This is a genomic window from Rhizobium rhizoryzae (genome assembly GCF_011046895.1).
GTDB classification, from domain to species: Bacteria; Pseudomonadota; Alphaproteobacteria; order Rhizobiales; family Rhizobiaceae; genus Neorhizobium; species Neorhizobium rhizoryzae.
Window position 1 is genome coordinate 3,278,595 of record NZ_CP049250.1, and the last position, 20,358, is coordinate 3,298,952.

Sequence of the window (20,358 nt, forward strand, 5' to 3'; positions counted from 1 at the left end):
GATGTGGGGACGCGTCCAGCGGATCTCAGAGGCCTGCTGCTTTGCGAAGGACTTCGTTCATCTTCGTCTGCCAGCCCTTCCCTTGCTTGCGATATTCTTCAAGAACATCAGCGTCGACACGAAGGGTCACGGCGATCTTGGGACTATCAGAAACGGGCCGGCCCCTGCGTTTGCGTGCAAGATCGAGCGCCTCAAAAAACTGAGCAGGGAGAACTTCGCGTGCAGGACGCATAGCCTCAAGCTCTTCTTCTGTCAGAGGCGCGGAGTCGACACTGTCCCAGTCAGCTTGGCTATACCCTCGCCCTTCGACGAAGTGATTTGATCGATCAGGTGTCGTAACCATTGTACCAGACCCTTTCCCGCGAACCTGCGTGCCGAAAGCTGATAATGGAAATCGCCTCCGTGCCAAGATGTGCAAAAATTACTACAGTCGTACCGTCTCTGAAACGCCCGATCGCCTTAAGACGACGACGACCGAAATCGTCCGTTGTCCCTTGCACGATCTTGGCGGAACTCCACTCAAAATCGATAACGTCCTCGAAATCGAGACCGTGTTTTTCGAGATTGACGAGACGCTTGCGCTCGTCCCAAACTATCTTGAGCATTATTGTACATACAAAAAATTACTGATCAAATGAAATTTGGCAAAGGCCTCACGCGCTTGCGGGCGTGAGGCTGAAGCAGGTGAGCACTGCAGAATAATGCACCATGGCGGCGGAGATGACGAAGCCGTGCCAGATGGCATTCTGGAAACGCAGGCGTTCCCACACATGGAAGATGACGCCGAGCGAATAGATGACGCCGCCAATGACGATAAGCCACAGCGTGATGGACGGCAAAAGCTCAGACAGGGGTGCCACGACCACGATGCCGCTCCAGCCCATGCCGAGATAGAGCAGGATGGCGAGCCGGTCATACCGCCCCGGAAAGACACATTTCAGCGTGATGCCGAGTGCCGCCACCGCCCAGACAAAGATCAGCATGCCGAAGATCAGCGGATCATTCGCGCCCTTTTGCAGGAACGGCGTATAAGTCGCTGCAATCAAAACGAAAATTGCTGAGTGATCGAACCGGCGCAATATCCATTTGGTGCGCGTGTGCGGCCAGATATTGTAGGTGAAGGACACGGACAGACAGAGCAGCAGGCCGATGCCATAGACCCAGGCGGCAGCCAGTTCGCCATGGCTTGCCCACAGCGTTGCATAGAAAATCAGCGCGGTGACCCCGATCAGGGCCAGCACGATGCCAATGCCGTGCACCACGCCATCGGCCACGATTTCATGAAAATCATATCTGCGCCCGAAGGCGAACAGTTCCGTCATATCGTCCCAACACTCTTCAAATCAGCCCTCAAGATGCCGAAGAGCATAAAATGATGCAACGGAGGAAATATGAAGACGCGCATCACTTTGTGTCATGCGCGTTCAAACATCGTCAAAACTGACGGTAGCGTCAGTTTCTCCCCATCTGGACAAAGCTTCCCTGCCACACGGCGCCATCCTCGGCCTTCTGCCGAGGATCTGCTGACGTTCAATAAAATCACGCGGCTGTAGATGCTCGGGACAAGCCCGAGCATGACGGAATAGGGTGTTCAGACGTCTAAAAGCAGCTTGATGTAAACAGGGCCGTCGTTCCCGTTTTTCACTGCTCTTTCATGCAGGTACAGCAGAGCGCCGCATGCGGAACCGCTGCAAGGCGCGCCTCGCTGATCGGCTCGCCGCATTTGGCGCAGGCACCGAAGGTTCCAGCCTCGATGCGGGCAAGGGCTGCCTCTATGGAGGCAAGCTCCTTCTGACCCGCCTCACCCAGACCTTCGAGCACCTCGTCATTGTTGCGCTCGATTGCCCGGTCGTCATCATCGGGATTGCCGGGCTGATCGAGGTCCGCCTCGATCTTGTGCAGACGGCGGTCGAGTTCGTTGCGGCGCGCTTCGAGCACCTGCTGGTAATGTTGCGTATCCATTGGGGGCCTCCTGATCAGCGGTCTACGAGAACCGAGCACTTGGCATGGCGCACGACGCGGTCCGCCGTCGCACCGATGAGATAGTTGGAGAAGTCCGGCTTGTGCGAGGCAAGCACGATGAGATCTGCGCTATAAGCCTGCGCTGCGGCCAGAATTTCGTGGGCCGGTGCGCCCGTGCGCACATCGATGCTGGCTGAGGTGCCCACACGTTCGCGCAGGTCCTGAAGCTTCGCCGTTGCTTCCTGCCGCGCCGACCCCAGAAGATCCGTGGGAACATCAATGGCCAGATAGCTCGGCAGTTCTTCCACCACGTTGATGAGAGCGATCTTGCCACCCTGATCGAGAAGCGCGACGGCTTTCTTCAGAATTTGCTCGCCACGGTCCAGCTGGGCGATATCGATGGCGACGACGATGGATGCGTACATGTGCGTGATCTCCCGAGATTTGATGAACCCATTCTCGGGCCTGAAAGCAGGAGGCGCCTTGATGGAAATCAAACTCCGGACAGCCGATCATCGTTCGTTATTGGTGAACGAAGTTTCGCCAACCAACCATCTTTCTTGAACGCACGCGTGCGCGCATATTCAGGTCATCTTGAACACGGCCCAAGGCTTATCCGATGTCCGATACGACCCTGCCCTTTGCATTGACCCGACCCGCGCATGTGGATGCGGCGCATCTGGTGGTGCGCGATCTGGACCTTGTGAGCGGATATTACCAGCAGGCAATTGGCCTGTCGGTGCTGGAGAAGAACACGAGCGGCGTGGTTCTCGGTGCCCATGGCACACCGCTTCTCACGCTTTCCACGGGTGGGCAGGTGAAGGCTGCGCCACGCAATGCAGCCGGGCTTTTTCACACCGCTTTTCTGGTGCCCAACCGCCGGGAGCTTGCCGCCTGGCTGGCACATGCCGCTCATAGCGGTATCCGTTTAGAGGGCGCATCCGACCATCTCGTCAGCGAGGCAATCTATCTGTCTGATCCGGAGGGCAACGGCATCGAGATCTATCGGGATCGCTCGCCGTTGGAATGGACCTATCACGACGATGGCACGGTCGAAATGGCAACCGATCGGCTCGATCTCCAGGCGCTTTACGACAGCGCACCCCAGGAGCGTTTCGCCGGCATGGCGGCTGGTACGGCCATTGGCCACATTCACCTGCAGGTGGGCAATATTCCGGAAGCCGATGTCTTCTACCGCGACGTTCTGGGCCTGAAGATCATGGCGCGCTATCCGGGTGCCAGCTTCTTTGCCACGGGTGGCTATCACCATCATGTGGCGGCCAATATCTGGAACAGCCGAGGGGCGGCGGCTCGACAGGATGCGATGAGCGGCCTTTCCGATTACACCCTGCGTTTTGCCGATGAGGCGGCTTTGACAAAGGCTCTGGCTGCGCTTGAAAAACTGGAAATTGCCACCCGGAAGACGGCCTCCGGCTGGGCGCTGAAAGACCCTTGGGGCATCGGGCTCAATCTCGTGGCTTAAGGGTAACCGCAAGACATGGCATGTCCCAGTCTTGATCGATCCCTTTCAACACCCCCCTCTGTCCTGCCGGACATCTCCCCCTCAAGGGGGGAGATCGAATCGCGGTTACCGACCTGCCCTTCTCGACGAATTAGAAAAGCGCAGTCTTTGAGGTTGTGAGAGGGGAAGAGAGAGTGCGTCTTGCCAATCTCCCCCTTGAGGGGGAGATGTCCGGCAGGACAGAGGGGGTTATTCGGCGGATTATTGAGGTAAACTGCACCCTAATCCTCCCTCACCCACAAGTTGGAACCTGTCTCCTGTTCGCGCGTTGTCGGCCATCATTCAGGGGGTCTTCCATGGGTACGACGATCGCCGGTCAAAACCGGCAGAATGCCAGGCACAAGCGTCAGGTGTTGGAACACGAGGCTGCGCGCCAGGACGAGCTTGCGGTCTACAATAGCGATGCAACCGAGTTCTCCCCGCTTGGTCGCGAAGCGCTGGAAGTGGCCAAGGCCTGGGCGGTGATCGGCATTTTCCTGATCATCGGCTTTGCTGTCGTGCAGCACCTTTCGCTCATTCTGAAGCCGGTAACGCTCGCCATCGTGGTGGGCATGATTCTCGGCATGGTGGCCGAGCGCATGGGCCAATATGGCATTCCCCGCTTCGGCATCGCCTTCATTCTCTCCAGCCTCGTGATGGTGTCGATCTTCCTGATCGTGAACGCGCTGGCGGAACCCGTCGCCACCTTCGTCCAGTCAGGCCCAACGATCGTGGAGCAGGCGCTGGCGCGTATCACGCCCTTTCTCGAGCAGCATCACTGGCTGAACATTACGCCAGCGACCTTCGAGACCGGTCCGATGTCCATGGAAAAGCTGATGGAAAACAGCACCAATATATTAGGGGTCCTGTCTTCCAGCGTCACACCGGCCATTATTCAGGCGCTCATCTTCTTCGCCGGTCTTCTTCTGTTTCTATACGGTCGACTGAAACTGCGCCGCGCCATCATCATGGCTTTTCCCTCACGCCGCCAGCGTTTGCTGACGATCCGCATTCTCAACGCGGTGGAGGAAGTGCTTGGCTATTACTTCGCGACAGCCAGCCTGATCTATCTCGGCCTCGGCGTGGTGATGACCCTGATTGCCTATTTCGGCGGGCTATCCATGCCCATCCTGTGGGGCATCTTCGCCTTCCTCTCCAGCTTTGTGCCCTATCTCGGCATCACGCTGATGACGCTTTCCGTTGCTGTGGCGGGCGTTCTTTCGCATGATACACTGCTGATCGGGCTTCTTCCGGCCTTTGCCTTCTTCACCATTCACCTGATCATGGAAAACCTGCTGTTTCCGGCCGTCATGGGTCGGCAATGGGAGATCAACCCGTTCCTCGTCTTCATCGCCATCCTGTTCTGGACCTGGATGTGGGGCGCGATCGGCGCGATGCTGGCCCTGCCACTCTCGCTGATCGTGATGACGATTGCGCAGGAACTCTTCCCCGAACGCAAAACGGCGCCGCAGCTGCCGGGATGAATTGGTAAATGGGAAAATGCCGGGGCACACATACCCCGGCTTTTCCTAATTATACAGATAATACTCGCCCCATTCTTCGCGCGGGACCTTGGAGCCGACCTTGTAATCGAAGGACTGGATGGTCAGACCATCCTCCGCTGTCTTGCACTTGTATTTCAGGCGATACCAATCGCCCGCGCTGCGGAACACGGCACCGGGGGCTCTCAGCAGGCCTTCGGTCTCCTCCGTATCGGCAAAGGTGTAGGCAATTACCTTGTCGGGCTTGTAGCCCTCGCCTTGCTTCGCAATCCGGCTCATGGCTTCGATATCGCAGCGCTGTTCCCGCCGCTCTTCCGGGGTCAGGCGATCCAGTTGGCGAATGATGCTATCATCCAGGGCATAGGCAGGCAGGACCGCCGCACCGGTCAGAACCAGTGCCGCGGCAGTCATGGTTTTTATCATGTCGGTTTCCATCCAATATGACTCGGACGGGCCGGAAACTAGGCAAGCGACCCCCGCTTGGCTACCCATCAGACTGAAAAAATGTAAATCGTGATCAGGTTTTGGCGCAGGCGTCGGCTGAAAGCACGCGGGATGCCCGCTTGTTATGACGCGATGTTCCGCCTATCTCTGGGGCACATTCACATTGATGCCGGAGATGATCCTTGGCCTATAACCGCAAAGCCTTTTCCAACCTTCCGCAAGCCCCCGTTGCCGCCAGGAAGCCGCAGACCGACACGCGCCACGGCCTGACCCGCACGGATGACTACGCGTGGTTTCGCGCTGACAACTGGCAGGCGATGTTCAAGGATACCTCCATTCTCGACCCGCAGATTCGTTCGCATCTGGAGGCCGAGAACGCCTATATGGAAGCGGCACTGGGTGATACGGCAGAGCTTCAGAAGCAGCTGTTTGCCGAAATGAAGGGCCGCATCAAGGAAGACGATAGCTCGGTTCCGGTGAAGGACGGGCCATACGCCTACGGTACGCTGTTCGTCACCGGTGGCGAGCAGCCGCATTACTTTCGAACACCTCGCGACGGCGGCGAACGCCATGTGATGCTGGATGGCGACAAGGAAGCGGCGGGCAAGGATTACTTCCGTCTGGGCGGCCTTGGGCAGAACAGCGACCACAGCCACGGCATCTGGGGCTATGACGACAAGGGTTCGGAATACTTCACGCTGCGTGTGCGCAACCTCGAAACCGGGGATGATCTTGCCGATGTGGTGGAAAACACCTCTGGCGGCGGTGTCTGGGCGCCCGATGGCAAGAGCTTCTTCTACACACTGCAGGACGAGAACCACCGCCCCTCGAAGGTGTTCCACCATATCATCGGCCAGCCGCAATCAGCAGATCGACTTGTTTACGAGGAAAAGGATCCCGGCTTCTTCATGGGCGTCGGTGGCTCGCTGCTCGACGATTTCATTTTCATCGACATTCATGACCACGAGACGTCCGAATACCGGCTGCTTTCCACCAAGGATTTGACCGCGGAACCCATGCTGGTGGCGGAGCGCGAGGAAGGCGTCGAATATTCGATGACCGAGGGCGGCGATGTGTTCTACATCCTGACCAATGACGACGATGCCAAGGATTTCAAGATCGTGGAAGCGCCGGTGACGGCACCGGGCAAGGAAAATTGGACCGAGACCGTGCCGCATGAGCCGGGTCGCCTCATCCTTTCCCACGCCGCCTATGCGCGTCATCTGGTATGGCTGGAACGGCGCGACGGGCTGCCGCGCATCGTGGTGCGCGAGCGGGCAACGGGTGCGGAGCATGCCATTGCCTTCGACGAAGAGGCCTATTCGCTGGGCCTGCACGGTGCGGCGGAATATGATACCGACGTCATTCGCTTCTCCTATTCCTCCATGACGACGCCGAGCCAGTTGTTTGACTACAACATGGCGACGCGTGAACGGGTGCTGCTGAAGACGCAGGAGGTTCCCTCCGGCCACAACCCGGATGATTATGTGACGCGCCGCGTCATGGCGCCTGCCCATGACGGCGAACTGGTTCCTGTCTCGCTGCTCTACCGGAAGGATACGGTTCTGGATGGCTCCGCGCCCTGCCTGCTCTACGGTTATGGCGCCTATGGCGTGACGATCCCCGCCTCCTTCTCCACCAATGCGCTGTCGCTTGCCGATCGCGGTTTCGTCTATGCCATTGCGCATATTCGTGGCGGCAAGGACAAGGGTTTTGCCTGGTACGAAGACGGCAAGATGGAGAAGAAGCAGAACACGTTCAAGGACTTCATCGCGGCAGCCGACCATCTGGTGAAGGAGGGTTTCACGAGCTTCGACAACATCATCGCCGAAGGTGGTTCGGCCGGCGGCATGCTGATGGGGGCGATTGCCAATATGGCGCCGGAGAAGTTCGCCGGCATCATTGCCGCCGTTCCCTTCGTGGATGTGCTGAACACCATGCTGGATGACACGCTGCCGCTGACGCCGCCGGAGTGGCCGGAATGGGGCAACCCGATCGAGTCGGAAGAGGAATACAACTGGATTGCCGCCTATTCCCCTTACGACAATGTGGCGAACAAGCCCTACCCGCCAATCCTCGCAATCTCGGGCCTGACCGATCCGCGCGTGACCTACTGGGAACCGACAAAATGGGTTGCGCGGCTGCGGGCGACAGCTCCGGAGGCTGGACCCTATCTCCTGAAAACCAACATGGCGGCAGGCCATGGCGGTAAATCCGGCCGTTTCCAGCGGCTGGAAGAAATCGCCTTCGAATATGCCTTCGCCATCAAGGTTGCGGGCAAGATGTGAGGCTTTGCTCTACGAATTCCCGGACGGAAAACCGCAAATACACTTTTCCTGGGAATTCTCTAGTATCTTGCGGAATTACTCGTTCCGCGCTAGTCTTCAGGAGTTCTCCCGACAGCGGTAACTGCCGGGAGAGTTTCGCTTAGATGAAGAAATTGACCCGCACGATTGCTGTCCAGCCCGTGCGGGTTTTCTTATTTTCAGCTTTGAGTACTGCCGCTTTTTTTACTTGGAGCGCGGAGCTTCACCCCCCTCTGTCCTGCCGGACATCTCCCCCTCAAGGGGGGAGATCGACTCGTGGCTCTCGTTCAGCATCTGGCGAAGCTGCCGATTGCGGAGAACGGATAAGGTGCGATAGGTCGAGCGGGTTACGCTAGCCAATCTCCCCCGCTTCAAGGGGGAGATGGTCGGCAGACCAGAGGGGGGTATCAGGGCCTCAGCAGTTTGATGAAGCCCCTTCCCTCAACCTACTCCGCAGGAGCAGCTTGCATGCGGCGACCCGCGCGGCGGGACTTATCAAGCCTCCAGCGGAGGAGATCGATCACCACGAAAGCGAGCAGGCTAAGCCCCATCAGCGGCAAGGCAAGGCCAAGCGCGGTGGCCACGACCAGCACGCCGAGTTTTGCAGGCCAGCCGAGATAGAGCCAGGACTGCGCGAGCGTGCGGGCTGGCGCACCGGCGGCGGGGCGGCGCTTCCACCACAGGATGTAACCATAGACGATGGAGACCGAGAGGGCCGCGCCGATCATCACCATCGCGATCTGGTTCACCAGTCCAAACTTGATGCCCATGTGCAGATCGATGCCCCAGCGGATGAGCTTCGGCACGATGGTGAAGGTGGCGAAGTCAGCGCGGCTGGTCACTGTCATCGAACGTGGATCCACGGCAACCGTATCCACCTGCGTAGGCGTGGAGCGGTCATATTCGCGTACCATCCAGGCCTTGTCGGCGGACTTGGACGGACGGATTTCCACCAGCGGACTGTCGATGATGCCGGAGGATCTTGCCGTTGCCAGAACCTGATCGATCTGCGTGGCGGGATCCGGCAGACCTGAAGTGGTGGGCGCAGTGCTTGCCTTGCCATGATCGGCATGGGCGGAATGATCCGTATGGCCTGCGTGATCAGCGGCGGGCGCAGCAACCGATTCCAGCTTCAGCGAAACCGATGGCGTGACCCAGTTCAGCGACTGGCGAAGCGCATCGATGTTATCGCCCGCATATTTCGACCAGGTCAGTCCCGTTGCGGAAATGAACAGAAGACCAATTCCGATCCAGACCCCGATGGTGGAATGAACCCGACGGAGGCTGGCGGTTGCGCCTTCCTTGGACTGCGTTCTTGCAGTGTCTGTCTTACGGCGCCAGAACCAGAGCAGGAAGCCGCCGAGGGTCGCAATCCAGAGCCAGGAGGCCGCCAGTTCGCTGTAGTTGCGGCCGAAATCCCCCAGCAGCATATTGCGATGGAAGATATCGATGACCCAGCGGATCGGTAGCACGCCGCTGGTACCGTAGACGACGAGGTCGCCCTTCACATCCAGCGTGACCGGATCGACGAAGACTGCGCGCGTTTCGGATTCGCCGAGCGTCGGATCAGCAAACATCACGCGGGTCGTCTTGCCCATTTCGGTTGCGGGGCGAACAGCGAACAGGGATTTGTCCGCACCATGATAGGCACGGGCCGCGTTGACCTGCGCCTCAAGGCTTTGCGGCTGGCCGGAGGAGACGCCGTTCAAATAGCTTCTGTAGACGTAGTTCTCGAGCTGCGGCGTCAGCACATAGGCCGTGCCCGACAAGGCCGCGACCAGAATGAACGGCCCGACGAAGAGCCCGATGTAGAAATGCAAGCGTGTGAGGAAGGCGCGAAGCTCGCCTCCTGTGGCAGATGCCACGGGCTTCTGCGTTATCTTTTTTGACTGTGCTGCGGTCATGGCTGACCTCCAGCAGAAAGGGAGATGGTTTCAACGAGACTGGCGCAGAGCTGCGCGCGCGGACTGGCACATCCGCCTGACGGAAAAGATGACATGATTTGCTCCATGAGCTTGAAAAGAGGCGGGAAAACCCCGCGTTCAAGGCATCATGAAAGCTGTGGTGGCCCTCTGGCATGCGGCGCATGGAAGGGTTTGGCAGAGAGCGGTGTTTCTGCCTGAGCCTGCCAGACAATGGTCTGAGCCGTGGGTTCATGCGGCGGAAGAATGCGCAGGAAGCTGGCCAGACCGGGCGCAATGCCGCAGGCCAGCTGACAGAGCGCCAGACATTGCGCTTTCCCCTCGGAGCCTGCCGGATCTTCTCCGGCAGCGGAGCCCAGGTGGGTGGAACAGATGGTAAAGTCGCCGTTCAGCGCCTGTACCACCATGCTTTGCTGGAAATAGGCACCGATGAAGAGCTGCAGGACGAGCGCATAGGAGAGCAGAAGCGCCGTCAGGCTCCTGCCCAGCAGACCCGCCGGTGCTTTCTCTTCAATCCCCATGGCGTGCAGCTTTGCCACAGGCTCTGCGTGCTGTCATCCAATGCTCAGGCGTTTTCCCCCGCGACATTTTGGCAGGGGATCATGCCGCGGCCTCGAACCTCTTGCGGTTGGCATCCCGCACGGCAGCCCAGTCGAACGGCGTGATGTCGTGCTTGTACATACTGTCGAGATGTTTCTGCCAGGCCTCTTCCTCTCCCTTCTTGCCGCTCCAGATGGGCGCAAACGGAAATTCCTGAAGGTAATCATTCGTCGTGTTGTTGGTATATTTGAGGAGGTTTTCATCAAGACGATCGCCTGCCCTGTCGAATGCCTGTTCGGTTTTGAAATTCTGCCAGATCGCCAGACCGACGAGCGCCATGGCGTTGACGAGATTGAAGGCAGCTCCAAGCGAGGCCATGATGGCCCCGCTGGTACCCATGAACAGGGTTGCGAAGCGCGATGCCTTGAGGATGGCCGCGGGCACCAGGGCTCGGGTCAGAGAAATCGCGCCATCGACGGCAACGCCGATGTCAGTGCCGATAATGATGCCGTGGAAGATTTTCTCCGCCGTATCGAGCCTGCCGGCCTTCAGACCTTGCACGAAGGTGAAGATATCGACCGGTAGCCAGGCGATATCGACCAGACCGCCCATCATGGAACCGCCCTTGGCAAGACCAACGCGTGCCACTTCCTTGGCGTGATCGGCGACAAGACCTGCCGAAAGCAGAATGGCCTTGTCCGACAGCGGCCTGGATCCCTTGAAGGCCGGCGACATCTTGGAAGACACAAAGTCCATCAGGTGGCCACTTGTTGCCGCTGCCGTGAGTACGTGGCTGGCAATGCCTTCCGGCGTACTGCCCTGTCCCAGCATGACGGACCCATGAATGGTGCGGGTTCCACTGATGAACATTGTGCCCATTTTCGCCAGAGCCTTCTGCTGCTCCTCGACACTGATGGACCCTTTGAAGGTATAACCTCCCGATTGCGCCAGCTGCGTTGCCGTGGCGAAGAGCTTCTGCATCGAGCCGCCCGGCTTGTTCATTCCCCACATGTTGTACATCATGCGCACCATGTTGGTGGAAAACTGCTTCACGCCTTCCGCATCTTGCCCATAGAGACCTTTCGCCACGGCGGTAGCATAGGTTTCCACGATATTGTCAATTGCTTTCCGACCGTGCGCAACTCCATCTATAATAGGCTTCTGGACGGTGCTATTCGGCAGGATTGCCTGGATGTCGTCTGCCATTTTGGAAGAAAGCGGCTCCAGAGTCGCAATGCCGTAGCGCTTGATCAGGCCAGCTTCCCATTGACGGCCTTCGGTGCCAAAGATTTTCTTGGCCAGAGCACTGTTATCGGTTCCGGTATCTCTGAGCGATCCCTGAGGATCGTTGCCCGCCGAGAGGCCGCGGCCTTCATAACCGACGCCAAGCGACATGAGTGCCTGCGTCTTCGCCAGGTCATAGCCCGTACCTGCCCCGTAGGTACCCATCATGAGATGATTGCCGGTGAGATTGGCGCCGCGCACCAACCCGTTCAACGCAGTCGTGACTTCGTTGGCATAGGCTGCCATCGGGTTGTTTCTCATCTTCAACGACAATCGAACACGTTCAAGCGCACCATTGAGATCCATGGCGGTCATGCCGGTATCGAGCCTGCCGATAAGAGGCCGCAGTTCCTGAAGGACTGTTTCGGTGAACTGGGCGCGCTTGGTCTTTTCTGCCTCCCCGGCTCCGAAAACCGAATTGGCCATCTGGATCACACTGGGCAAGAAGGTTGCAGTCAAGCCGTCCTGCGCAAGATTTGCAGAAACACCCAATGCCCTCAGTTCTGCCAGTGTCTCGGGATTCATCTTGATCCCGGCCAGCTTGTCGGCAAGTCCCGAGGTTTTCAGATCAAGACCGAGGTCCACATGGGTTTTCCCATCGATGATCGGTGTCATCATGCCCATGTTCAGTTTCAGGGCCTCGGGCACATTGAGGTTCTGAATAGAAGCCAGAAGCATCGAGGTATAGGAAGAAGATGAGTCTGGCAGCAGCGGCTCGATCTTCGACGTATAGAATTCGTTGTAGCTGTTATTGATTACATCCTGATGCTTTTCAATTTCCGCAGCACCCAGCACGCTACCGAAGGCCTTCAGTGCCGAATTGTAATTGGTCAATATCGACAGTTCATTGGCGCCGCGCGCAGCCCCTCCATTGAAAATACCGCCATCGAGGATATCCGCCTTGAACTGCGCGTTTATATCCGTGCGAAGTTTCTCAACCGCATCGGTATAGGCCTGATCGTATTGGGCCTCATCGTCCTGAAAGCGCTTCCCTTCCAGGATCTCGCGCGTCCCTTGCAAATATTCGGAAGCCAGAAGGCCTGAAACGGCAGGATCTTCCAGCAATGTCTCCATGCCCTGCTGAATATCCTTCAGCACCTCCGGCTCGTTCAGGATCGTTTTTGAATTGCCGGTGTTTTCCTGCTGGCGCGCGTCGCGATAGGCCTCGAACTGGGACTTGACCTTCAGCAGATCGATATAACGGGCGACCTTTTGTTCAGCGGAATAGTTTTGCGGGTTCTGGTAGATGTCCATACCATCGGGCGCGCGCACCACGCCTGAATATTTGCCGTCCAAATAGGCGAAGAATTCCTTGTTGATCCGCTCCGAACCGGTCACCTTGCCGATGAGTTCGGACATGGATTTCGAGGCCTCGACGGAATCGACCTTCTGCTGCTCCAGCTTGCTGGGCTGTATCTGCGATTTCAGCCAATCCTCCGTAATAGGATTGCCTTTTTCGTCATAACCAACCACTCGGCCGGAGGTCACCCCGCCCGCGCCGGAATCAGTTTCCGTACCAACTCCCTCAGACGTCGTGCTGGTGAGGCTGGCAGAGGCGGAGGTCGGCTCGGTCGCATCGATGGAAAGAGTGCTCCTGTCGCCTGATGCACTGTTCGAGGAGAGCGTAGACGCCTGTCCGCGGCCTGAACTGCCCGAGCCCGAAGCCCCCGAACCCGGCGTCCTTGATGCAGTCGTTGAAAGCGTCCGCACCGTGGTGCTGCTGCCGGATCTCAACGTCGAGGCGCCTGCCGATGATGAGGAGCCGGTTGTCGTCCCCCCGGAACTTGAACTGCCGGATCCGGAACTACCAGATCCGGATCTGCCGTCCGGCCCGGACTTGCCCAGCGGATCGATCTTGCGGGGGGTGGTCGACACTGTATCCCGAGACGATGTGGCCGTTTCCTTTTCACGTTCCAATGTTGTTTTCTGTGCAGCTGTCCCCGATGGCGAAATTCGCATGTATTCCACCTCTTTACTGTATTATTTATGTAAGAAAAATTTTATTAAATATATTTTCCTTTTCAATTGGCGTTTTTTATTGTTTATCAATTTAAAATGCATTGATTCTCAGTGATTTACTGATTCAATAACAAAATTGTTATAGCAATAGTATGATATTTTACTTTTGCGGCGGGTGGGATGATCTGCGCGGGCTGCGGCGGCTATAACAGGTGGTAAAGTCGCCGTTCAGCGACTGAACCACCATGCTTTACTGAAAGTAGGGCCTGATAAAGAGCTGCAGGACGAGAGCACAGGGAAGCAGAAGCGCCGTCAGGCTTCTGCCCAGCAATCCCGCCGGCGCTTTCTCGTCAAACTCCCCTGCGCTATTTTTGGCAGGAGATCATGCCGCGGCCTCGTATCTCTTGCGGTTGGCATCCCGCACGGCAGCCCAGTCGAAGGGCGTGAGGTCGTGCTTGTACATGTTATCCAGATGCATCTGATAAAGCCTCTGTCGCATGGAATCCCCACCCCAGGGATCACCTGCCTCCGGATATAACTTCAGGTTGTCACTCGTTGTATTATCCGTGAGGGGCTTGAGGTTTGCATCGAGCCTGTCCCCTGCCTTGTTATATTCCTTTTCAGCCTTGATGTTCTGCCAGATGGCGAGGCCGATCAAAGCGCCAGCATTGATGAGATTGAATGCCGCGCCCAGCCCGGCCATGATTGCGCCCCCGGTTCCCGTAAAGAGAAACGCAAAGCGTGAACTCTGCAGAACGGTTGCCGGGATAACGGTGCGGGCTATCGCAACGGCTCCGTCCACGGCGACGCCGGCATCTGTCCCAATGATGATACCGTTGAAGATCTTCTCCGCAGTGTCCAGGTTGCCAGCCTTCAGGTTTCGCACAAAAGTGAAGATATCGACGGGCAACCAGGCAACGTCTATGAGGCCACTCAAGACACCACTGCCCTTTACGAAGGTCGTGCGGGCAAGCTGCTTTGCGGCATCCGCGTATTCGCCAATGTTCAAAAGGATTTTGGCGTCTATGGAGGGTTTGATCTTGGAGCCGACAAAGTCCATGACGTGAGACATGCCCTGAGCACTCGTCAGGATCTGGGACGCGAGACTGCTGGGATCGAAGCTGCCTGCCCCCATGACACCGCCATGGATCGTGCGCGTGGCACTCAGGAATAGCGTGGAGTATTTGGCCATGGTCTTCAGCTGATCATCCACGCTGACCGACCCTTCAAAGAAGTTGCCTCTTTCCAGGGAGGCGAGTTCCATCGCCAGGTTGTACGTCTTGTCCAGGGATCCGCCCGGCTTCAAGGCCGAATTGAGGTTGTAGGTCATGCGCACGACATTTGTGGCATATTCCTTCACGGCCGCCTCATCATTGCCGAACAGCCCTTTTCCAACGGCAAGCGCATAGTTCTGAAGAACCTCATCGACAGCCTTCTTGCCATAGGCCGTTGCATCGATGAGGGGGTTGTGAACCACACTATTTGGCAGAAGCGTTCGAACATCACCGCTGAATTTATTGGCGTAATACTCAAGTCCCTCGGTCCCGAACCGCTGAAGCGCGCCGGAATCCCACATCCGGTTTTCGGTGCCGAAAACCTTTTTCGCAACCCCGCTGTTGTCTCCGCTTCCATCACGCAGAACACCTTCAGGATTTTTCGTCTCAGCCAGTCCCTTCCCTTCATAGCCCACGGCCAGCATGGTCAGCGCCTGCACGTCTTTCAACGCAAAGCCAGTGCCCGCGCCATACATCCCGTCCAGCAGCTTGTTGCTCGTGAGGTTGGCGCCACGCATCAAGCCGTTCAGCGCAGTCGTCACCTCATTGCCGTAGGCCGCCATGGGGCTGCCGCTCCGGCGCAGGGACAGACGCACCCGCTCCGCCAGGCCGCCGAAGGTAATGGGATCGACGCCGCCATCGAGCCGCTCCATCAAGGGCCGCAATTCCTTCAGAACAGTGCTGGTAAAGCTCTCTCGGTCTGCCTTCTTCGCTGCAGAGGTGCCGAAAACCTGCGTGGCAATATTGGTTACCGTGGGAAGGAAGGCAGCCGTGAATCCATCCTTCGGTATGCCGGGATCGAGACCAGCCGCATTCATATCCTTCTGCGTCTGAGGATCGATCTTCAAGCCGCCAAGCACCTGCATGAAGCCGTCTGTCTTCAGCGCAAGACCAAGCTCCTTGTAGGCCTGACCATCGATGGTGGGTGTGACAAGGCCGACATTGTCCCGTTGCGCTTCCGGTACATTGAAGTTTGACGTCGCATTGAGGATCAGAGCATTCAGGCTGCCAGCCGTATCCGGCAGCAAGGGTTCGACCTTGTTGCTGTAAAACTCGGTGTAGTGCTTCTGGATCGTGTCTTGAAACGGAGCAATATAGTCGGCTCCAAGAACACTGCCGAAGGATTGCAGAGCCGTATTGTAATTGATCAGAATCGTGCGCTCATTGACCCCGCGCGCCACGCCATCGCGGAAAATACCCCCATCTACGATCTGGCTCTTGAACTGGTCCTGAAGGTCCGTGCGCAGATGGTTGACCGCATCGGTATAGGCTTGATCGTATTTGTTCGTGTCTTCCTGGAACCGCTTTCCTTCCAGGATTTCACGGCTACCTTGCAGATATTCGCTCGACAACAGGCCCGCGACCGTCGGATCCTCCATGAGCGTTTCCATGGCCTGCTGGATATCTTTTTCCACCTCCGGCTGGTTGAGGATGGTGCGCATCTGACCGGTATGCGGTTTCAGGCGCGCTTCCTTGTAGGCCTCGAATTGAGCCTTGACCTTCACAAGGTCGACATATCTCGCCAGCTTCTGTTCCGGAGAGTAATTCTGCGGGTTCTGATAAACATCCATCCCTTCAGGCGGACGTTGGGCGTTTGCATATTTCTGATCGAGATAGTTGAAAAATTCCTGGTTCAGACGCTCGTTTCCAGAAACCGTATTAATTATCTTGGATAGAGAACTTGACGCTTCGACGTTGTCGACTTTCTGCTTTTCAAGCTTGTTTTCCGGTATGTTGCGTTTCATCGACACGTCGGTAACCGGATTGAACTTCTCGTCATATCCCAGCACGCGCCCTTCCACGGTCGTCACCGTACGCTGATCAGGATCCGGCTGCAGATCTGCCGGTTTGATCGGCTTTTTGGCTTCGGGCTTCTTGGTTTCCGATGAGGTCTGTCTGGAAGAACCCTCAGGGCGCTTCAAACCTTCATACGATATAAATTTACGGCTGCTGGCGGGCGGAGTTATTTTCCGGGGCTGCTGTGTTTCCTGTATCGCTGGCGCGGTCTCTTCCTTTTTTTCTTCAGTGCGCAGCGAAGACACTTTCGCTTCGTTATTATTAAGCGAAATCATAGCCATCCGGCCTCCCCCCTTATATTAGGATTATTATTTCATGATGTTTTAATACTCATTCCCCGCATAGATTACATTTTATCTTCGCATAAATGTAAATAGCAAATCGTTGACAATTTGCATTTCCGCAAGTTTAGATTAGCTTATTAGGAAGTAATTATTGTAATATTGTCTGATGACGCAACGCACCAGATCTGATCGATCAACAACCAGTCGTTAAGCAAACGCGTTATAGTTTGATTCGGATTTCATGAGTGTCGGCACGAACCGGCGCTCCGGTCGGCATGAGGTGGACACTTGGAGACGTCAATCTGGCTACTCATCTCCGTGATGGTGCTGGCCGTTCTCATCATTCTAGGCGCCATCCGCGCGCCGGATGCACCCGGCCGCAAGGCATTCACCCTCTCCATTCTTTTCGCGCTGTCCTGGACGGCGGCTGTTCTTGCGCGGCACTCCTCCAGCGATCTCGATTTCAAGATCTGGGCCTGCAAATTTGCCTGGTTCGGCATTATCGGTACGCCGCTCTATTGGTCACTGAGCTTCCTGACCTATGCGCGCGGGCGGGACGTCGAAAAGGTGTGGCAGCTCGTTGCCATCGGGCTTATCAGCAGCACTTTCGGCATCCTCGCACTGACCAACGACTGGCACAGCTGGATGTATATCCGGTTGATCGACGAGACGACGATGCTGTTCGAACATGGCTGGCTTTATCCGGCCGCCATGATCTTTGCCTATTCGGCCATGGCCATTGCCTTCGTGCTGGGCCTGACGCTGACGATCCGCGCCCGCGGCATTCATCGTTGGCAGTTATGGGCGCTCCTGGCCTCGGCCTTCTTTCCGCTGGTCGGCAACGTGTCCTACACGGCCTACGGCTTCACCATTTTCAACGACGACCCGACACCCTTCATCTTTGCGGCAACCGGTGCCTTCATGCTGGGCGCGCAACTGTTCGGACAGTTGTTCGTACTACCCCCTATCGGCCGTGACGCGATCTTCGAGGTTCTGCCGGACCCGGTGATCGTGCTTGACGCGGAGAACCGTATCCTCGAGCTCAACCCAGCCGCCTCCGCCCTGCCCGGCATGCCGCGCCAGGCGATCGGCAGTTCGCTGTCCATGCAACCGGAGTTTCGGGCCATTCTCGAGGCTCCGGCCTCCAGCGAGGGCGAGCGCAGCGAACTGACACTTGGCGGCTACGGCATTTTCGAGATCTCCGCGCACTCCCTGACACCCTGGGGACGCCGCGGCGGACGCATGATCGTGATGCGGAATATTTCGCTGCGCAAGGCGGCGGAAGAACGCATGGCCGCGCTTTCCCGCGATCTTGAAGCGCGCCTGCACGAAAACGTCCTGTTGCAGACACTGCTGAAGGAGGAAGCATCCCGCGACCACCTGACCGGGCTCTATAACCGGCGCCATGCGCAGGACATTCTGCCCGCCCTCTTCCAGGGCAATCTGGCGCGGGAGCGCGTGGCAGTCGCCGTTGTCGATATCGACCATTTCAAGCTGTTCAACGATCGGTATGGCCACCAGACAGGCGATACGGTGCTGAAGCTGTTTGCCGCCATGCTGACGGAAGATCTGGGTGCACAAGGGCAGGCATTCCGCTGGGGTGGCGAGGAGTTTCTGGTCATCCTGCCCGATTGCACGCGGACGGAGGCGCTTGCCCATGCCGCCCGCTGGCAGGAGCGACTGTCCGCGACCGAGATCCCCGGCGTGACGGATCTGGCGCTGACCTTCTCCGGCGGGCTGTTCATCGCGCTGATGGACGAGGTCTCCATGGAAGAGGCCGTGAAGGCTGCCGATACCGCCCTTTACGCCGCAAAGGCCGCCGGTCGAAACCGAATGGTAACCTTCGGCGATTATGCCGGGTTGCAGCAGCCGGACAAGAAGAGCCTTGCGCTTTCGCGCTGAGTGCTGGACCCGAAGCACCACCCGGCAAGCCTGAAAAGAAGTCAACCGTCCAAACCTGCTCCGCGCGCACCACGCAAGCCTCGCGCAAGCTTCGCGTATTAAGAAGTGGTTAACTTAGGTAACCATACTTCAGGTCAACGCGATGCAGATCGACAGCGGAATGAATGGCTACGGTTATTCAGCTCGCCCCTACAAGGCAGAGCGGAAGGCCGAGGAAGCCCTACCTCAAACCACGGAAACGAGCCGGATTTCCTTGAGCGGCATCACCGGCAGCAGCACGCTGCTTTCCTCTTCGCTGGCCAATGCACTCTGGGCAGTTGAGGGTGCAAAGACAGGCGACGAGCCGCCAAAGGCACCGGCGGCGCCGCTGATCCAGACCGGCACGCACACGGTTTCGCAGATCGAAGATATCTATTCCGAATTCTGATCAGCGGCTCAACACAGTTCAAACGCCCGGCCACTGCGCCCTTGTCTTCATATTGTTTACAAAGGGCTTTCAGCTATTTTCCGTCATGCTCGGGCCTGTCCCGAGCATCTACGACCGCCTGATGTTATTGGACGTCAGTAGATTCTCGGCACAAGGCCGAGAATGACGTCGCGTAGGATAGACAAGATCGTCAGCAGTTAGGAATATCCGGTCCGTTCAAGCGGCGCGCGCCACTTCCACCGTGACATGAGAGAGCGTCGTCAGATCGCGAAGGCGCTCCTTGTAGGTCATCGGCTCTTCCGGCTCCCGCGCGACGATCGAGAGGATTGCCGCGTGATGCCCCGGCCCCACCTGCCACAAATGCAGGTCGGCAATGCGGTTTCCGTCCGTTTCCAGCCGCTCGCGAATTTCCTCGGCAAGCTCGGTCTTTTCCGGCACCGCATCGAGAAGGACGCGAGAGGTATCGCGGATCAACCCGTAGGACCAGCGGGCAATGACCAGACCGCCGACAATTCCCATCAGCGGATCGAGCCAGATCCAGCCATAGGCACGACCGAAGAGAAGTGCGCCGATGGCAAGGACGGATGTCAGGGCGTCGGCCAGAACATGCAGATAGGCGGCACGCAGATTATGATCTTCCGCATGGCCGTGATGCGCATGACCATGGTGCGCGTGGCCGCCATGGTGATCGTGATGACTATCATGTGCGTGATCGCCATGGTGATCGTGGTGATCGTGATGATGGCCACCGTCATGTTCGTGATGATGGCTATGGCCATGATGGTGCGGCTCGTCGCGCAGCAGCCATGCGCTTGCCAGATTGACGGCAAGGCCAACGATAGCAACCAGGATGGCCTGCGTGAATTCGATTTCCACCGGATTGGCAAGTCGAACGAGGCTCTCTGCAGCGATCAGCAGCGCAATCAGCGCCAGAACAATGGCGCTTGCAAAGGCGGCGAGATCTCCCAGCTTGCCGGTGCCGAACGTGTAGCGACTGTTGCGCGCCTCGCGCCGCGCATACCAATAGGCAAGTGCCGCAATCAGCATGGCGCCGGCATGGGTGGACATGTGCCAGCCATCGGCCAGCAGCGCCATGGACCCGTACCAGCTGCCCGCCACGATTTCGATCACCATCATGCTGGCCGTGAGCGCAATGACCCACCATACCTTGCGTTCGTTGCGCGCATGGTTCTGACCCAGAAACACGTGTTCGTGCTTCGCATCTTCAAAGTGAACAGCCATTGTCCGCCTCTC

At 57.6% G+C, this 20,358-nt stretch carries 17 protein-coding genes; 6 read left to right on the forward strand and 11 right to left on the reverse strand.

Annotated elements, in window-relative coordinates; genetic code table 11:
- Positions 1-25 precede the first annotated feature (25 nt).
- The 5 genes from G6N80_RS21710 to G6N80_RS21730 all read right to left on the reverse strand — a co-directional run bounded on the left by G6N80_RS21710 (position 26) and on the right by G6N80_RS21730 (position 2,387).
- The gene (locus tag G6N80_RS21710; RefSeq protein WP_165136750.1) at positions 26-343 is read right to left on the reverse strand and encodes a BrnA antitoxin family protein; all 318 of its coding nucleotides are present in this window, start codon (positions 341-343) and stop codon (positions 26-28) included.
- The gene (locus tag G6N80_RS21715) at positions 327-605 is read right to left on the reverse strand and encodes a BrnT family toxin (RefSeq protein ID WP_165136753.1); all 279 of its coding nucleotides are present in this window, start codon (positions 603-605) and stop codon (positions 327-329) included. The genes G6N80_RS21710 and G6N80_RS21715 overlap by 17 nt, the downstream gene beginning before the upstream one ends.
- 48 nt (positions 606-653) lie before the next feature.
- Entirely contained in the window at positions 654-1,322 is a 669-nt protein-coding gene (gene trhA / locus G6N80_RS21720; RefSeq protein WP_062552886.1) for a PAQR family membrane homeostasis protein TrhA, read from the reverse strand.
- Positions 1,323-1,641: 319 nt separating this feature from the next.
- Positions 1,642-1,962, reverse strand: a complete 321-nt coding sequence (locus tag G6N80_RS21725; protein WP_062552887.1) for a TraR/DksA family transcriptional regulator — start codon at positions 1,960-1,962, stop codon at positions 1,642-1,644.
- A gap of 14 nt (positions 1,963-1,976) precedes the next feature.
- Positions 1,977-2,387: a universal stress protein gene (locus G6N80_RS21730; protein ID WP_165136756.1), complete on the reverse strand. Its 411-nt coding sequence runs from the start codon at positions 2,385-2,387 to the stop codon at positions 1,977-1,979.
- A gap of 194 nt (positions 2,388-2,581) precedes the next feature.
- On the opposite strand from G6N80_RS21730, the gene G6N80_RS21735 reads away from it, so the two are divergent.
- Together G6N80_RS21735 and G6N80_RS21740 are read left to right on the forward strand one after the other, a co-directional pair.
- On the forward strand, positions 2,582-3,445 hold the full coding sequence (locus G6N80_RS21735) for a VOC family protein (protein WP_062552888.1): 864 nt from the start codon (positions 2,582-2,584) through the stop codon (positions 3,443-3,445).
- Between the two features lie 335 nt (positions 3,446-3,780).
- The gene (locus G6N80_RS21740) at positions 3,781-4,947 is read left to right on the forward strand and encodes an AI-2E family transporter (RefSeq protein WP_165136759.1); all 1,167 of its coding nucleotides are present in this window, start codon (positions 3,781-3,783) and stop codon (positions 4,945-4,947) included.
- Between the two features lie 45 nt (positions 4,948-4,992).
- Here G6N80_RS21740 and G6N80_RS21745 read toward each other — a convergent pair whose 3' ends face one another.
- On the reverse strand, positions 4,993-5,388 hold the full coding sequence (locus G6N80_RS21745; protein ID WP_062552890.1) for a DUF930 domain-containing protein: 396 nt from the start codon (positions 5,386-5,388) through the stop codon (positions 4,993-4,995).
- 203 nt (positions 5,389-5,591) lie between these two features.
- On the opposite strand from G6N80_RS21745, the gene G6N80_RS21750 reads away from it, so the two are divergent.
- A complete protein-coding gene (locus G6N80_RS21750) occupies positions 5,592-7,697 on the forward strand; it encodes a S9 family peptidase (protein ID WP_165136762.1) in 2,106 nt (701 codons plus the stop codon).
- A 464-nt stretch (positions 7,698-8,161) separates the two neighbouring features.
- On the opposite strand, the gene G6N80_RS21755 is transcribed toward G6N80_RS21750, so the two are convergent.
- The 3 genes from G6N80_RS21755 to G6N80_RS21765 all read right to left on the reverse strand — a co-directional run bounded on the left by G6N80_RS21755 (position 8,162) and on the right by G6N80_RS21765 (position 12,949).
- On the reverse strand, positions 8,162-9,619 hold the full coding sequence (locus tag G6N80_RS21755; RefSeq protein WP_165136765.1) for a PepSY-associated TM helix domain-containing protein: 1,458 nt from the start codon (positions 9,617-9,619) through the stop codon (positions 8,162-8,164).
- A 146-nt stretch (positions 9,620-9,765) separates the two neighbouring features.
- The gene (locus tag G6N80_RS21760) at positions 9,766-10,176 is read right to left on the reverse strand and encodes a hypothetical protein (protein ID WP_156379012.1); all 411 of its coding nucleotides are present in this window, start codon (positions 10,174-10,176) and stop codon (positions 9,766-9,768) included.
- Positions 10,177-10,237: 61 nt separating this feature from the next.
- Positions 10,238-12,949 (reverse strand): hypothetical protein, encoded by a 2,712-nt coding sequence (locus tag G6N80_RS21765; protein ID WP_165136768.1) that lies wholly within the window; start codon positions 12,947-12,949, stop codon positions 10,238-10,240.
- Positions 12,950-13,040: 91 nt separating this feature from the next.
- Here G6N80_RS21765 and G6N80_RS21770 point away from each other — a divergent pair, with 91 nt between their 5' ends.
- On the forward strand, positions 13,041-13,535 hold the full coding sequence (locus tag G6N80_RS21770) for a hypothetical protein (RefSeq protein ID WP_165136771.1): 495 nt from the start codon (positions 13,041-13,043) through the stop codon (positions 13,533-13,535).
- Positions 13,536-13,802: 267 nt separating this feature from the next.
- Here G6N80_RS21770 and G6N80_RS21775 read toward each other — a convergent pair whose 3' ends face one another.
- Positions 13,803-16,616 carry a hypothetical protein gene (locus G6N80_RS21775; protein WP_165136774.1) on the reverse strand — a complete coding sequence of 938 codons (2,814 nt, stop codon included), beginning with the start codon at positions 16,614-16,616 and terminating at the stop codon, positions 13,803-13,805.
- 447 nt (positions 16,617-17,063) lie between these two features.
- Here G6N80_RS21775 and G6N80_RS21780 point away from each other — a divergent pair, with 447 nt between their 5' ends.
- Together G6N80_RS21780 and G6N80_RS21785 are read left to right on the forward strand one after the other, a co-directional pair.
- On the forward strand, positions 17,064-18,677 hold the full coding sequence (locus G6N80_RS21780; protein ID WP_165136777.1) for a GGDEF domain-containing protein: 1,614 nt from the start codon (positions 17,064-17,066) through the stop codon (positions 18,675-18,677).
- Between the two features lie 142 nt (positions 18,678-18,819).
- A complete protein-coding gene (locus G6N80_RS21785; protein WP_062552898.1) occupies positions 18,820-19,104 on the forward strand; it encodes a hypothetical protein in 285 nt (94 codons plus the stop codon).
- A gap of 216 nt (positions 19,105-19,320) precedes the next feature.
- Here the strand turns inward: G6N80_RS21785 and dmeF are convergent, their stop codons facing one another.
- Positions 19,321-20,346 carry a CDF family Co(II)/Ni(II) efflux transporter DmeF gene (dmeF, locus tag G6N80_RS21790; RefSeq protein WP_165136780.1) on the reverse strand — a complete coding sequence of 342 codons (1,026 nt, stop codon included), beginning with the start codon at positions 20,344-20,346 and terminating at the stop codon, positions 19,321-19,323.
- Positions 20,347-20,358: the final 12 nt, after the last annotated feature.

Excerpts from the sequence above, each read along its gene's own strand:
- G6N80_RS21710 (WP_165136750.1), bottom strand. The coding sequence starts at position 343 with ATGGTTACGACACCTGATCGATCAAATCACTTCGTCGAAGGGCGAGGG.
- G6N80_RS21715 (WP_165136753.1), bottom strand. The coding sequence starts at position 605 with ATGCTCAAGATAGTTTGGGACGAGCGCAAGCGTCTCGTCAATCTCGAA.
- trhA (WP_062552886.1), bottom strand. The coding sequence starts at position 1,322 with ATGACGGAACTGTTCGCCTTCGGGCGCAGATATGATTTTCATGAAATC.
- G6N80_RS21725 (WP_062552887.1), bottom strand. The coding sequence starts at position 1,962 with ATGGATACGCAACATTACCAGCAGGTGCTCGAAGCGCGCCGCAACGAA.
- G6N80_RS21730 (WP_165136756.1), bottom strand. The coding sequence starts at position 2,387 with ATGTACGCATCCATCGTCGTCGCCATCGATATCGCCCAGCTGGACCGT.
- G6N80_RS21735 (WP_062552888.1), top strand. The coding sequence starts at position 2,582 with ATGTCCGATACGACCCTGCCCTTTGCATTGACCCGACCCGCGCATGTG.
- G6N80_RS21740 (WP_165136759.1), top strand. The coding sequence starts at position 3,781 with ATGGGTACGACGATCGCCGGTCAAAACCGGCAGAATGCCAGGCACAAG.
- G6N80_RS21745 (WP_062552890.1), bottom strand. The coding sequence starts at position 5,388 with ATGATAAAAACCATGACTGCCGCGGCACTGGTTCTGACCGGTGCGGCG.
- G6N80_RS21755 (WP_165136765.1), bottom strand. The coding sequence starts at position 9,619 with ATGACCGCAGCACAGTCAAAAAAGATAACGCAGAAGCCCGTGGCATCT.
- G6N80_RS21770 (WP_165136771.1), top strand. The coding sequence starts at position 13,041 with ATGGAAAGAGTGCTCCTGTCGCCTGATGCACTGTTCGAGGAGAGCGTA.
- G6N80_RS21785 (WP_062552898.1), top strand. The coding sequence starts at position 18,820 with ATGCAGATCGACAGCGGAATGAATGGCTACGGTTATTCAGCTCGCCCC.
- dmeF (WP_165136780.1), bottom strand. The coding sequence starts at position 20,346 with ATGGCTGTTCACTTTGAAGATGCGAAGCACGAACACGTGTTTCTGGGT.